Origin of the sequence: Paraburkholderia sp., assembly GCF_028283785.1 — a bacterium.
GTDB lineage: Bacteria > Pseudomonadota > Gammaproteobacteria > Burkholderiales > Burkholderiaceae > Paraburkholderia.
This window is the reverse complement of the sequence record NZ_JAPWKB010000018.1, coordinates 543,369-557,259: the sequence shown is the minus strand read 5'-3', so window position 1 is coordinate 557,259 and position 13,891 is coordinate 543,369. Positions and strand designations below refer to the sequence as shown.

Below are 13,891 nucleotides of genomic sequence, written 5' to 3'. Positions count from 1 at the left end.
CGTGCGAAGCGGGCCAAGGGGACGGAGCATCCCGATATGTGTAAGAATCGATTGGGTGTATTTGGCTGCGGGCATAGTCGCATTTATGCCCGACGCGCGCGGCGGGTGGGTTTACCCCCGATTCGCGTCCGGCTCGTCCGGGCATCGTCCCTGCATTGACCGCCGGTCGCAGCGCGATCGCGATCGCTCGATTCCCTTCCCGACGAACGTTTCCTGTCTACACTTCTTCCCATGAATTTTCTCGGTATCGACCTGGGCACCGGCTCACTGAAACTCGCGATCGTCGACGATGCGGCGCGCGAAATCGCGTCGGCGTCGGTTGCGTATGCGATCGGGACGCCGCAGCCGGGTTGGGCTGAAACGCATGTCGAGACCTGGTGGCAGGCGTTGTGCGACGCTGCATCGCAACTGCCCGCCGACGCGCGCGACGCCGTCGAAGCGATCGGTTTCTCCGGCCAGATGCACGGAGTCGTGCTGACCGACGCGCAAGGCCACGCGGTGCGTCCCGCGATGCTGTGGCCCGATACCCGCGCGATCGGTCTGCTCGACGCATGGCTCGCGCCGCAACCGAATCCCGTCGCGCCGGGGATGATGGGGCCTTTGCTACGCTGGATCGTGCGCAACGAACCGCGCAGCGTCGAAGCCACCCGCTACGCGCTGCAACCGAAAGACTGGCTGCGCGTCGCGCTCGGCGGCGCGATCGTCACCGATCCGTCGGACGCGTGCGCGACCGCGCTCGCCGATCCCGACGGCGCATGGGACGTCGAACTGATCGGGCGACTCGGTTTGCCGCGCGACTGGTTCGTGGCACTCGCACCGTCGGATGCGGCGAGCGGTACGTTGTCGTCGGCGGCGGCGCGAGCGCTCGGCTTGCGCGCGGGCATCACGCTAGCCACCGGCGGCGCGGATACACCTTGCGCGGCGCTCGGCAGCGGTTTGATCCACGATGGCGACGCGTTGCTGACAACCGGCACCGGCGGTCAGATCGTCGTGCTCGCATCGCAGACGCCGAAGATCGCGCCGGGTTTGCATCGGTATCGCGCGGTGAGCGGTCACGCGTACCGGATGGCGGCGATGCAGAACGTCGGCGTCGCGCTCGAAGCGGCGCGCGGCTGGCTCGCGTACGAGTGGGCGGATGCATATCGGGACGCATTCGGCGATGCCGCTTTCGATCGCGCGTCGAATCAGAATGCCAACGCCGCGTCGCACGTAAACAGCACCGTCGCGCAGCAGGTGACTTTTTTGCCGTACTTGACCGGCGAGCGCACGCCGTGGCTCAATCCGGCGGCACGCGGCGGCTGGCTCGGCCTTGCGCTCGGCCACTCGCGCGGCACCTTGATGCGCGCCGCGTTCGAAGGCGTCGCGTTTTCGCTGAGCGCCGGACTCGATGCGATTCGCGCGAGCGGCGCATCGGTGACGCGCTTGCGGCTGGCGGGCGGCGGCTCGGTCGATCCGCGCTGGCGTCAGTTGCTGGCCGATTCGCTCGACGCCGATCTGCACGCGGTCGATTGTCCGAACGCGGCGGCGCGCGGCGCCGCGATGCTCGGCGGCCTCGCGCGCGGTCACTGGCAAACCGGCGATCTCGCCGCGCTCGCACCGCTGTCGACCCGCGTGGCGAGTCCGTCGGCCGATAGCGCGCAGCGCGCGGCGCTCGCGCAACGGTACGAACGTTTTATCGATTTATACGGACGCGTCGAAAGCTGGTTCGACGTGTCGTCGCAGTCACAGGTGCTGTCGGATGCGCGATGAAAACCCGCGCGCAACACTGACACACTTACTCTTACGTATTCACCGCAACAGGAGCATTCACGATGAAGACCAAAGCAGCTATCGCATGGAAAGCCGGCGCCCCGCTGACGATCGAGGAAGTCGATCTCGAAGGGCCGCGCGCTGGTGAAGTGCTGATCGAAGTGAAGGCGACGGGCATCTGCCACACCGATTACTACACGCTGTCCGGCGCCGATCCCGAAGGCATTTTCCCGGCGATTCTCGGCCACGAAGGCGCGGGCGTGATCGTCGATACGGGTCCGGGCGTGGGCACGCTGAAGAAGGGCGATCACGTGATTCCCCTCTACACGCCGGAATGCCGTCAGTGCAAGTTCTGCCTGTCGCGCAAGACCAACCTGTGTCAGGCGATCCGCTCGACGCAAGGCAAGGGTTTGATGCCCGACGCAACGTCGCGCTTCTCGCTCGACGGCAAGCCGCTGTTCCATTACATGGGCACGTCCACGTTCTCGAACTACATCGTCGTGCCGGAAATCGCGGTCGCAAAGGTGCGTGAAGACGCGCCGTTCGACAAGATCTGCTACATCGGTTGCGGCGTGACGACGGGCGTCGGCGCGGTCGTGTATTCGGCGAAGGTCGAAGCGGGCGCGAACGTGGTCGTGTTCGGTCTGGGCGGCATCGGTCTGAACGTGATCCAGGGCGCGAAGATGGTCGGCGCGGACAAGATCATCGGCGTCGATCTGAATCCGGGCCGCGTCGAACTCGCGAAGAAATTCGGCATGACGCACTTCATCAACCCGAGCGAAGTGGAAAACGTCGTGGACCACATCGTCCAGTTGACGGACGGCGGCGCGGATTATTCGTTCGAATGTATCGGCAACACCAAGGTGATGCGTCAGGCGCTCGAATGCACGCACAAGGGCTGGGGCCAGTCGTTCATCATCGGCGTGGCGGCGGCGGGCGAAGAAATCAGCACGCGTCCGTTCCAGCTGGTGACGGGCCGCGAGTGGAAGGGCTCGGCATTCGGCGGCGCGCGCGGTCGTACGGACGTGCCGAAGATCGTCGACTGGTACATGGAAGGCAAGATCAATATCGACGACCTCATCACGCACCGTCTGCCGCTCGAACGCATCAACGAAGGCTTCGACCTGATGAAGAAGGGCGAGTCGATCCGCTCGGTCGTGCTGTACTAACGTTCATGCTGAAGGAGACGCGTCATGATCGAACTCGTTGAGTCGCACGTTTGCTTTGGCGGCGAACAGCGGGTGTACCGGCACGATTCGCAGACCATCGGTCTGCCGATGCGCTTTTCCGTCTATCTGCCGCCGCAGGCCTTGCACGACGATGCGCATCTGACCCGCGTGCCGGCGCTGTTCTATCTGGCCGGCCTGACGTGCACGGAAGAGACTTTCCCGATCAAGGCGGGCGCGCAGCGCTTCGCCGCGCAACACGGCATTGCGCTGGTCGCGCCGGACACGAGTCCGCGCGGCGCGGGCATTCCGGGCGAAAGCGCCGCGTGGGATTTCGGCGTGGGCGCCGGTTTCTACGTGGACGCAACCCAGGAACCCTGGTCGAAGCACTTCCGGATGTACTCGTACGTGCGCGACGAACTGCGCGATACCGTGCTGGCCGAATTGCCGGTCGATGGCGAACGGCTCGGCATCTTCGGGCATTCGATGGGCGGTCACGGCGCGTTGATGATGGCGCTGCGCAATCCGGAGATTTACCGTTCGGTGTCGGCGTTTGCGCCGATTGCGGCGCCGATGCGCTGTGCATGGGGCGAGAAAGCGTTCGGCGGCTATCTGGGCGACGATCGCGAAACGTGGAAGCAATACGACGCGAGCGAACTGGTCGCGAACGCGCCCGCGAAGTTCGCGGAAGGCATTCTGATCGATCAGGGTCTCGCCGATCCGTTCCTCGCCGAGCAGTTGAACCCGGACGTGTTCGAAGCCGCCTGCAACGCGGCGGGACAAGCGCTGACGCTGCGTCGTCATCAGGCTTACGACCACGGTTATTACTTTATCTCCAGCTTTATCGAGGATCACCTCGCGCATCATGCGAAGGTGTTGCTGAAGTAAGCCGGCGCGAATTGCAGCACTGAAATGGAAACGCGGCGCGGGGTGCGAAAGCACCACGCGCCGCGTTTTTTTGTCAGCGTTGGTTGAGCTGCGTTCAGTGGCCGGAGCGACGACCGAGCAGACTCACGCCATAGACGACCGCCGCGAGTGCGGTGATCCAGAAACTCGTCGGCCAGTCGGTGTAGAACGCGAGCGTCAGGCCGAGCCACGCCTGCGCGAGCGCGAGTGCCGCGGCGAGCACCAGTCCGACCGACAGACGCGTCGTCAGGTTTTGCGCGGCGGCGGCCGGGCCGACCATCAACGTGAACACCAGCAACACGCCGACGATCTGCGTACACGCGGCCACTGCCAGCGCGGCAATCGCGAGGAACAGCACCGACACCAGCCGCAACGACACGCCCTTGGCTTCCGCGAGTTCCGGTTGCAACGACGCGAACAGCAACGGCCGCATGATGGCCGCGAGCGCCGCGAGACTCAGCACGCCGAGCACGGCCAGCACGCCCAACGTGGCCGCGTTGACGCCGAGCACGTTGCCGAACAGCAGCGCGGTCACCTGCGTCGCATACGCGGTGAAGAAGTGCAGAAACAGCAAGCCGAAGCCGAGCGCCAGCGACAGGATCACGCCGATCGCGACGTCGCGGCCGGCCAGCTTCTCGCCGAGCGCGCCCATGCCGATGCCGGCCACCAGCGTGAAGCCGATCATTCCCCAGATCGGCGAAATGCCGATCAGCACCGCGCCGGTCGCGCCGGTGAAACCGACGTGCGACAGCGCATGTCCGGCGAACGTCTGGCCGCGCATCACGAGAAAGTAACCGACGATCCCCGACAGCACCGCGACGATCCCCGACGCCGCGAACGCGTTGACCATGAAATCGTATTCAAACATCGTGCGTGTGTCCGTCGCGAGGTGAGGTGTTCGTGTGGCCGTGCCCGTGGCTATGGCCGTGACTATGATCGTGGCTATGACCGTGACCGTCGTCTTCGTGTTCGTGATCGTGCTTTTCGACTTCGACGTCGCCCGACATCACGAAGATGCGGCCATTCACGCGCATCACGTCGATCGTCGAGCCGTACAGCCGCGACAGCACGGGCTTGGTGATCACTTCGTCGACGGTGCCGAGCGCCGCGACGCCGCTGCCGAGATACAGCACGCGGTCGAGCGCGTTCAACAGCGGATTGAGTTCATGCGCGGAAAACAGCACGGCGATGCCGAGTTCACGCTGCACCCGCCGCACCAGTTCGACGACGCCGCGCTGATGATGCGGATCGAGGCTGATCAACGGTTCGTCGAGCAGCAGCAGCTTCGGATTGCCGAGCAGGCATTGCGCGAGCAGCAGACGTTGCCGTTCGCCGCCGGACAACTCCGACAGCGGCCGTGCCGCCAGCGCCGTCGCGCCGACCAGATCGAGCACGCGCTCGACGTCGGCGCGGGTTTTCGCGTCGGCGTGCGGCAAACCCCAGCGATGTCCGTCGGCGGCCATCGCGACGAAATCGCGGCCGCGCACGCGGCGTCCGGCCAGCGCGCTGCGCGTCTGCGGCATATAGCCGATCGACGGATTGCCGCGCACGACCGGTTCGCCGAGCACGCGAATCGTGCCGCTCGATGCCGGAACGAGGCCGAGCACCGAGCGCATCAGCGTGGTTTTGCCCGCGCCGTTCGGGCCGAGCACGCCGATGAATTCGCCTGCGTTCACGACGAGGCTGGCGTCGTTCAGGATCGTGCGATCGCCGAGTTCCAGCCTGACGTGATCGAGTTCGAGCACGGGCGTGGCGGCCGACGGTCCGGAGCCGGTGACGGTCATTGAGTGTGTCCTTTGCTGTTTCGCTTGCCTGTTTTGCCGGCGGGTTTCGCCGGCGTGTCGCGCCTGCTTACCGGTTGGTCGCTGCGCCGCCGGACGTCAGCGCCGTGCCCAGCGCGTCGAGTTGCGTGAGCATCCATTGCTGATACGTCTTGCCGGCCGGTTGCGTCTCCGTGACGCTGACGGACGGCACCTTCGATTGCTGCGCGAGTTTCAACATCCGTTTGGTCAGCGCCTCGGTGGCCTGACTGTTATAGATCAGGACGCGAACCTGCTTGCTCCGCAGATCGTTTTCGAACGCGGCGATATCCGACGCGCTTACTTCGGTGTCGTTCATCGTCGCAAGCTGGAAACGCATATTGCGCATCGTCAGCCCGAGCGCGTCGGACATATAGCCGAACACCGGTTCCGTCGCCGTGACCGGCGTGCCCCTGAAGCGGCTGCGCAGATCGGCGACCTTCGCGTCCAGCGGTTTCATCGACGCGAGAAATGTCGCGAGGTTCGCATCGTACAACGACTTGTGCGCCGGGTCTGCCGAAGCGAGCGCCGCGCTCACCGCGCGCGCGACGGTCGGCATCGTGGCCGGGTCGTACCAGAGGTGCGGATTGTCGCCGCTCTTTCTGCCGGTCAGGTCCGCCGCGACGATGATCGTGCGCTGCGCATTCTTCGACGCCGCGAGCAGTTTCGCCATCCACGGATCGTAATCGGCGCCGTTATAGACGACAAGGCTCGCCTGCTGCAACGCGCGCGCGGTCTTCGGGCTGGCTTCGAACAGATGCGGGTCCTGATCCGGATTGCTCAGGATGCTGGTGACCGCGACACGCTCGCCGCCGAGCTGGCGCACCACGTCGCCGTAGAAGTTTTCAGCGGCGACGACCGGGATTTTCGCGTCGTCGGCGAAGGCGGCGTGCGTCGTCAGCAACGCGGCGGCGCCGAGCGTCAGCATCGCGGAGATGCGCTTGAAGTGATCGGCGGCGCGCTGCATCGGGCGGAGTTTTTTCATGATCGGGATCGCTGTCGTTTGAAAGAGAAAGGCTCAGGAAAGCGGGGCGCCGTTCGCGTGCGCGCGGCAGGCGGCGCACAGGCCGCTCAGCTCGACGACCTGGCGGTGCACTTCGAAACCATGCGCGGACGACGCTTCGGCCGACGGCGCGGCGAGCGCGCTGCCCGCGATTTCGACGGTTGCGCCGCAGGTGTCGCAAATCAGGAACTGGCTTTGATGCGGACGCCCGGCGTCGCAGCACGCGACGAACGCGTTCTTCGATTCGATGCGATGGACGAAGCCTTGCTCGACGAGAAAGTCGAGCGCGCGATAGACGGTGGTGGGCGGCACACGGCCGCGCTGCGGTTCGAGCGCCGACAGCAGATCGTACGCACCGATCGGCCTGTCGCTCACGACGATCGCGGCATACACCTGCCGGCGCAACGGCGTCAGCGCGACGCCACGCTCGGCCGCGAGCGCGTCGGCGTTCGCGAGGCGCGTCGACAGACGGGCGTCGAGCGGCTCATCGGATGAAACGTGGACAGGCGTCGCGATCATGGCGCTCGCTCCAGCAGAATTGGCGTGGGCGCAATGATATAACGTATCTCGAAAATGGTGCTGAGCTTTGTGCAAAGCTTCATCGCGACCGGCCGCGCATCCTATAACTATTGGGCGAGTGGTCTGGCAGGTCGCGGACAAGGTGCCGCGTTGCACCATCGAAATGTCGTTTACCTGCCTTGACATGACCCGACGTGTATCCGATCATTCGATCAGAAATAGAGCAATTGTTCGCGTGCTGAGCGTTCGCTCACTGCGCGAGAAACTCGAACATAGAACGGAGACACGCAGTGACAGCGCGACTGCAAGACAAGGTGGCGATCCTCACGGGCGCCGCGAGCGGAATCGGAGAAGCCGTGGCACGGCGCTATCTCGACGAAGGCGCGCGCTGCGTACTCGTCGATGTCAAACCTGCCGGCACCATCGCGCACGGCTTGCGCGAAACCTTTCCCGATCGTGTGCTGACGCTCAGCGCCGACGTCACCCAACGCGACGATATCCATCGCATCGTCGCTGATACAACGGCCCGCTTCGGCCGCATCGACATCCTCTTCAACAACGCCGCGCTGTTCGACATGCGCCCGATTCTCGACGAATCGTGGGACGTGTTCGACCGGCTGTTCGCCGTCAACGTGAAAGGCATGTTCTTCCTGATGCAAGCCGTCGCCCAACGGATGGTCGATCAGGGACACGGCGGCAAGATCGTCAATATGTCGTCGCAAGCCGGACGGCGCGGCGAGGCGCTCGTGTCGCATTACTGCGCGACCAAGGCGGCGGTGCTGAGCTATACGCAATCGGCCGCGCTGGCGCTCGCGCCGCACAAGATCAACGTGAACGGCATTGCGCCGGGCGTCGTCGATACCCCGATGTGGAAGGACGTGGATGCGCTGTTCGCGCGCTACGAAAACCGTCCGCTCGGCGAGAAGAAACGGCTGGTCGGCGAAGCGGTGCCGCTCGGAAGAATGGGCGTGCCCGACGACCTGACCGGCGCGGCGCTGTTCCTCGCATCGTCGGATGCGGACTACATCACCGCGCAAACGCTGAACGTCGACGGCGGCAACTGGATGAGCTGAACAGCGCGACAGCCGACGCCGCCGCGTCATCGCAAGCAGAGACGTGCATACAAGAAAGCCCAACATCAGGCAGCACAACAAACGCATCAAAAAAGGAGACAACTCATGCAACCCACCCGCTATTCCGCGCTGAAGACGGCTGGCGCCGCCGCGCTGGCTTGCGCCGCGCTGAACGCGTCCGCCGCGACCGTGACGATCGCGACGCTGAACAATCCGGACATGATCGAGCTGAAAAAGCTGTCGCCGGCGTTCGAGCAGGCCAACCCGGATATCAAGCTGAACTGGGTGATTCTCGAAGAAAACGTGCTGCGTCAGCGCGCCACGACCGACATCACGACCGGCAGCGGCCAGTTCGACGTGATGACGATCGGTGCATACGAAACGCCGCAGTGGGGCAAGCGCGGCTGGCTCACGCCGATCACCGGACTGCCCGCCGACTACGATCTGAACGACGTGGTCAAGACCGCGCGCGACGGCCTCTCGACCGGTGGTCAGCTGTATGCGTTGCCGTTCTATGTCGAAAGCTCGATGACGTACTACCGCAAGGATCTGTTCGCGGCGAAGGGCCTGAAAATGCCCGACCAGCCGACCTACGACCAGATCGCGCAATTCGCCGAGAAACTCACCGACAAAGCCGGTGGGGTGTACGGCATCTGTCTGCGCGGCAAGGCGGGTTGGGGCGAGAACATGGCGTATGCGACGACGGTGGTGAACACCTTCGGCGGTCGCTGGTTCGACGAGAAGTGGAATGCGCAACTGACGTCGCCGGAATGGAAAAAGGCCATCACGTTCTACGTCGATCTGCTGAAGAAGTACGGGCCGCCCGGCGCGAGTTCGAACGGCTTCAACGAAAACCTGACGCTGATGTCGTCGGGCAAGTGCGGAATGTGGATCGACGCTACCGTCGCGGCCGGCATGCTCTACAACAAGCAGCAATCGCAGATCGCCGACAAGGTCGGTTTCGCGGCCGCGCCGGTGGCTGTCACGCCGAAGGGCTCGCACTGGTTGTGGGCGTGGGCGCTGGCCATTCCGAAGTCGTCGAAGCAGGCCGACGCGGCGAAGAAGTTCATCGCGTGGGCGACGTCGAAGCAGTACATCGAACTGGCCGCGAAGGACGAAGGCTGGGCATCGGTGCCGCCGGGAACGCGTCAGTCCACGTATGCGCGTCCTGAGTACAAGCAGGCCGCACCGTTCGGCGACTTCGTGCTGAAGGCGATCGAAACGGCCGATCCGGAACATCCGACGTTGAAGCCGGTGCCGTACACGGGCGTGCAGTTCGTCGGCATTCCCGAGTTCCAGTCGTTCGGCACGGTGGTCGGTCAGAGCATCTCCGGCGCGATTGCCGGTCAGATGACGGTCGATCAGGCGTTGGCCGCCGGTCAGGCAACCGCCGATCGCGCAGTGCGACAAGCGGGCTATCTGAAGTGACGTAAAAGCGCCGGCCGGCCGCTGCCGCAACGGCAACGGCCGGCCGGCCCGCAGCACGCGCTGCACAGCGGGCGCACCGTCCCGCGCATTACTGACAGGTGGTCACATCATGCGTCATCTGCGCCTTCCACTCATGCATGTTCATGCCCCCGAAACCGACCAGCAGCACGAAGCCCGCAAGGCGTCCGCGTCGCGCTGGCTGATTTCCCCTTCCGTGGCCGTCCTGTTGTTGTGGATGGCGATCCCGCTCGCGATGACGATCTGGTTTTCGTTCTCGCGATACAACCTGCTGAACCCGGACGTCAAAGGGTTCGCCGGAATCGATAACTACAAATATCTCGCGAGCGACCCGGCATTCGGCCCGTCGATCGCGCATACGCTCGAACTGATCATCTCGGTGCTGGTGATCACCGTGGTCGGCGGCATCCTGATGTCGGTGCTGTTCGACCGGAAGTTTTACGGGCAGGGCATCGCGCGGTTGCTGGCAATCGCACCGTTCTTCGTGATGCCGACGGTCAGCGCGCTGATCTGGAAGAACATGATCCTGCATCCGGTATATGGACTGATCGCGCAAGGCATGCGCGCGCTCGGCATGACGCCAATCGACTGGTTCGCCGAGTATCCGTTGTTCGCGGTGATCGTGATCGTCGCGTGGCAGTGGTTGCCGTTCGCGTTCCTGATCCTGTTCACCGCCATCCAGTCGCTCGATCAGGAGCAGAAGGAAGCCGCGAAGATCGACGGCGCGGGCGCGTTCGCGATGTTCTTCTTCATCACGCTGCCTCACCTGAAACGGGCCATCGCGGTGGTGGTGATGATGGAGACGATTTTCCTGCTGTCGATCTTCGCCGAAATCTATACGACCACGGGCGGCGGTCCGGGCACCGCGACCACCAATCTGTCGTACCTGATCTATTCGCTGGGCTTGCAACAGTTCGACGTCGGGCTGGCGTCCGCCGGCGGGATTCTCGCCGTCGTGCTCGCGAATATCGTGTCGTTCTTCCTCGTGCGCATGCTCGCGAAGAACCTGAAAGGGGAGTACGAAAAATGAGCCACGTAGCCGCCACACCGGCGAGTTCGAGCGCGCCGGTCTCGAAGATCAACAGCCCGCTCGCAATCGCGAAGCGCAGCATTCCCGGCATTCTGGCGTGGATCATCGCTTTGCTGCTGTTCTTCCCGATCTTCTGGATGACGATCACCGCATTCAAGACCGAACAGCAAGCGTATTCGTCGTCGCTGTTTTTCATCCCGACGCTGGAGAGTTTCCGCGAGGTATTCGCGCGCAGTAACTACTTCGGATTTGCGTGGAATTCGGTGCTGATTTCGGCGGGCGTGACGATCGTCTGTCTGCTCTTCGCCGTGCCGTGCGCATACGCGATGGCGTTCTTCCCGAACAAACGCACGCAGAAAGTGCTGCTGTGGATGCTCTCGACCAAAATGATGCCGTCGGTCGGCGTGCTGGTGCCGATCTATCTGCTGTGGAAGAACACGGGCCTGCTCGACACCGTGTGGGGCTTGATCATCGTCTACACGCTGATCAACCTGCCCATCGCGATCTGGATGGCGTTCACGTACTTCAACGAAATCCCGAAGGACATTCTCGAAGCCGGACGTATCGACGGCGCGGCGACATGGCAGGAAATCGTCTATCTGCTGATGCCGATGGCCTTGCCCGGACTCGCATCGACGGCATTGCTGCTGGTGATCCTGTCGTGGAACGAGGCGTTCTGGAGCATCAACCTGTCGAGCTCGAACGCGGCGCCGCTGACGGTGTTCATCGCGTCGTATTCGAGTCCTGAAGGCCTGTTCTGGGCCAAGCTGTCGGCGGCATCGCTGCTGGCGGTCGCGCCGATCCTGATCGTCGGCTGGTTGTCGCAAAAGCAACTGGTTCGCGGTCTGACATTTGGGGCGGTCAAGTGACGGAACCGACCATTCAATCCGCGACGCAAACCGTGGACGAGCTTGCGGCCGCGCCGCACGGCCGCGTGATCCAGGCGCTGATCTGCGATTGCGACGGCGTGCTGATCGACAGCGAAGCCGTGGCCGCGCGGATGCTGGTGCACGAACTCGAAGCGCGCTGGCCCGACACCGATGTCGAACCGGTCGTGATTCCACTGCTCGGCTTGCGGATCGAACGCGTGCTGCAAGGAACGGCGGAGCAACTCGGCCGCACGCTCGCCGACGACGACATCGTGTCGATCCGCCGCGCGGTCGAAGCCGCCGCGATGCAGGCGCCGTCGGTGCCCGGCATCAACGAAGCGTTGTCGCAGATTCCGCTGACGAAGGCCTGCGCGAGCAACAGTTTCCGGCCGTACGTGGAATCGGTGCTGGCGCGAACCGGGCTGGACGCGCATTTCGGCGGACGGCTGTTTTGCGCCGACTCGGTGCCGAATCCGAAACCCGCGCCCGACGTTTATCTCGCGGCGGCGCGCGGTCTGAACGTCGAGCCGTCCGCGTGTCTCGTGGTCGAGGACAGCGTGACGGGCGTGACGGCCGCGACCGGCGCGGGAATGACGGTGTTGGGATTTATCGGCGGCGGGCACGCGAGCGAAGCGCAGATCGGTGCGTTGCGCGCGGCGGGCGCGCAGCATGTATTCGACGATATGCAGGCCTTACCCGGGCTGGTCGCGCAATGGATGCAGCGGGTAGCGTCGTAGACAGACAGACGGAAACGAAGTACGGGACGAACGCGATACGAGCGGCCCGCAACGTGTAAAACACGGAGACACATCATGGCAAGCCTGACCCTGCGAAACATCGGGAAGCGTTACGAAGAAACGGAAGTGATGCGTAACATCAATCTGGACATTGCGGACGGCGAGTTCGTGGTGTTCGTCGGCCCGAGCGGCTGCGGCAAATCAACGTTGATGCGGATGATTGCCGGTCTGGAGGACATCAGCGGTGGCGATCTGAATATCGACGGAGTTCGGATGAACGATGTGCCGCCGGCCAAGCGAGGGATTGCGATGGTGTTTCAGTCTTATGCGCTGTATCCGCACATGACGCTGTACGACAACATGGCGTTCGGGTTGAAGCTGGCCGGCACGAAGAAGCCGGAGATCGACGCGGCCGTGCGCAATGCCGCGAAGATTCTGCACATCGATCATTTGCTGGATCGCAAGCCGAAGCAGTTGTCGGGCGGTCAACGTCAGCGCGTGGCGATCGGTCGTGCGATCACGCGCAAGCCGAAGGTGTTTCTGTTCGACGAACCGCTATCGAATCTGGATGCCGCGTTGCGGGTGAAGATGCGGCTGGAGTTTGCGCGTCTGCACGACGAGTTGAAGACCACGATGATTTACGTGACGCACGATCAGGTCGAGGCGATGACGCTGGCCGACAAGATCGTGGTGTTATCGGCGGGCAATATCGAGCAGGTGGGCAGTCCGAACCGTTTGTACCACGCGCCGGCGAACCGTTTCGTTGCCGGGTTTATCGGTTCACCGAAGATGAATTTTCTGGAAGGCGTGGTGGAGGCGGTCTCGCACGATGGGGTGCTGGTGCGCTATGCCACCGGCGATTCGCAGCGGGCGGCGGTGGAGCTAGGCGGCGTGAAGGTGGGGGACAAGGTGACGGTGGGGATTCGGCCGGAGCATCTGCATGTCGGGACGACGGAGTATGGCGTGTCCGCGACGACGATGGCGATCGAGTCGTTGGGGGATGCGGCGTATCTGTATGCGGAGTCGACGGTCGCGCCTGATGGGATCATTGCGCGGATTCCGCCGTTGGATCGGCATGCGAAGGGCGAGGTGCAGAGGTTGGGGGCTACGCCTGAGCATTGTCATCTGTTTGATGCGGAGGGGCAGGCGTTTGAGCGGAGAATTGTAGAGGTGTTGGCCGCCTAGGCGGCGGGTTTGGTTTTTGGGTTTTTGGTTTTTGGTTTGTGGTTGTGGTTGGTCTGGTTGTCCTGGTTTCACGCTGGTCTGCCTGGATCGTCCCTGTGCGGGACCGCACCTACTTTTCTTTGCTCGCGCAAAGAAAAGTAGGCAAAAGAAAGCGCGTTTACCCCGCCACTTCGTAGCGAGTGGCGTCTAGTATTTTTCGGGTAGTGGACCGCGCACGTTTGGAGTGGTCGGTTGGTTTTTCGTGGTGGTCCGCGCCCGCACATCCCGCCCGCTGCGCGGCGGTAGCCCACTTCAAAAAACCATTTTCGCCACGTCATTTGCCCGCCGCCTCGACGGTTCCGGCGTCGGGTCGAAGCCCGGTTTGGCCCACGGGCATTTGCCTGTTTTCACGATGGTTTCGACGTTCAGC

Annotated in this window: 13 protein-coding genes; 9 read left to right on the top strand and 4 right to left on the bottom strand. The window is 63.6% G+C overall.

Annotated elements, in window-relative coordinates; all coding sequences use genetic code 11:
• Window positions 1–231 precede the first annotated feature (231 nt).
• From PW947_RS22260 to fghA, 3 genes are all read left to right on the top strand, one after another.
• Window positions 232–1,749: an FGGY family carbohydrate kinase gene (locus PW947_RS22260; protein ID WP_299634567.1), complete on the top strand. Its 1,518-nt coding sequence runs from the start codon at window positions 232–234 to the stop codon at window positions 1,747–1,749.
• Between the two features lie 62 nt (window positions 1,750–1,811).
• Window positions 1,812–2,918, top strand: coding sequence for an S-(hydroxymethyl)glutathione dehydrogenase/class III alcohol dehydrogenase (locus PW947_RS22255; RefSeq protein WP_299634566.1), 1,107 nt, complete (start codon window positions 1,812–1,814; stop codon window positions 2,916–2,918).
• A 24-nt stretch (window positions 2,919–2,942) separates the two neighbouring features.
• A complete protein-coding gene (fghA, locus tag PW947_RS22250) occupies window positions 2,943–3,803 on the top strand; it encodes an S-formylglutathione hydrolase (protein ID WP_299634565.1) in 861 nt (286 codons plus the stop codon).
• Window positions 3,804–3,897: 94 nt separating this feature from the next.
• Here the strand turns inward: fghA and PW947_RS22245 are convergent, their stop codons facing one another.
• The 4 genes from PW947_RS22245 to PW947_RS22230 form a co-directional block, all read right to left on the bottom strand.
• Window positions 3,898–4,689 (bottom strand): metal ABC transporter permease, encoded by a 792-nt coding sequence (locus tag PW947_RS22245; RefSeq protein WP_299634564.1) that lies wholly within the window; start codon window positions 4,687–4,689, stop codon window positions 3,898–3,900.
• Window positions 4,682–5,605, bottom strand: a complete 924-nt coding sequence (locus PW947_RS22240; protein ID WP_299634563.1) for an ABC transporter ATP-binding protein — start codon at window positions 5,603–5,605, stop codon at window positions 4,682–4,684. The genes PW947_RS22245 and PW947_RS22240 overlap by 8 nt, the downstream gene beginning before the upstream one ends.
• Window positions 5,606–5,672: 67 nt before the next feature.
• Complete coding sequence (locus PW947_RS22235; RefSeq protein ID WP_299634602.1) at window positions 5,673–6,548, bottom strand: metal ABC transporter solute-binding protein; 876 nt, start codon at window positions 6,546–6,548, stop codon at window positions 5,673–5,675.
• A gap of 90 nt (window positions 6,549–6,638) precedes the next feature.
• Window positions 6,639–7,142 carry a Fur family transcriptional regulator gene (locus tag PW947_RS22230; protein WP_299634562.1) on the bottom strand — a complete coding sequence of 168 codons (504 nt, stop codon included), beginning with the start codon at window positions 7,140–7,142 and terminating at the stop codon, window positions 6,639–6,641.
• Window positions 7,143–7,432: 290 nt separating this feature from the next.
• On the opposite strand from PW947_RS22230, the gene PW947_RS22225 reads away from it, so the two are divergent.
• The 6 genes from PW947_RS22225 (at window position 7,433) to ugpC (ending at window position 13,482) form a co-directional block, all read left to right on the top strand.
• On the top strand, window positions 7,433–8,215 hold the full coding sequence (locus PW947_RS22225; RefSeq protein WP_299634561.1) for an L-iditol 2-dehydrogenase: 783 nt from the start codon (window positions 7,433–7,435) through the stop codon (window positions 8,213–8,215).
• A gap of 105 nt (window positions 8,216–8,320) precedes the next feature.
• Entirely contained in the window at window positions 8,321–9,643 is a 1,323-nt protein-coding gene (locus tag PW947_RS22220) for a sugar ABC transporter substrate-binding protein (protein ID WP_299634560.1), read from the top strand.
• Between the two features lie 109 nt (window positions 9,644–9,752).
• The gene (locus PW947_RS22215; protein ID WP_299634559.1) at window positions 9,753–10,691 is read left to right on the top strand and encodes a sugar ABC transporter permease; all 939 of its coding nucleotides are present in this window, start codon (window positions 9,753–9,755) and stop codon (window positions 10,689–10,691) included.
• The gene (locus tag PW947_RS22210; RefSeq protein ID WP_299634558.1) at window positions 10,688–11,560 is read left to right on the top strand and encodes a carbohydrate ABC transporter permease; all 873 of its coding nucleotides are present in this window, start codon (window positions 10,688–10,690) and stop codon (window positions 11,558–11,560) included. Before PW947_RS22215 ends, PW947_RS22210 begins: the two co-directional genes overlap by 4 nt.
• A gap of 32 nt (window positions 11,561–11,592) precedes the next feature.
• Window positions 11,593–12,297 (top strand): HAD family phosphatase, encoded by a 705-nt coding sequence (locus PW947_RS22205; RefSeq protein WP_299634601.1) that lies wholly within the window; start codon window positions 11,593–11,595, stop codon window positions 12,295–12,297.
• Between the two features lie 75 nt (window positions 12,298–12,372).
• Window positions 12,373–13,482 carry a sn-glycerol-3-phosphate ABC transporter ATP-binding protein UgpC gene (ugpC, locus tag PW947_RS22200; protein WP_299634557.1) on the top strand — a complete coding sequence of 370 codons (1,110 nt, stop codon included), beginning with the start codon at window positions 12,373–12,375 and terminating at the stop codon, window positions 13,480–13,482.
• Window positions 13,483–13,891 lie beyond the last annotated feature (409 nt).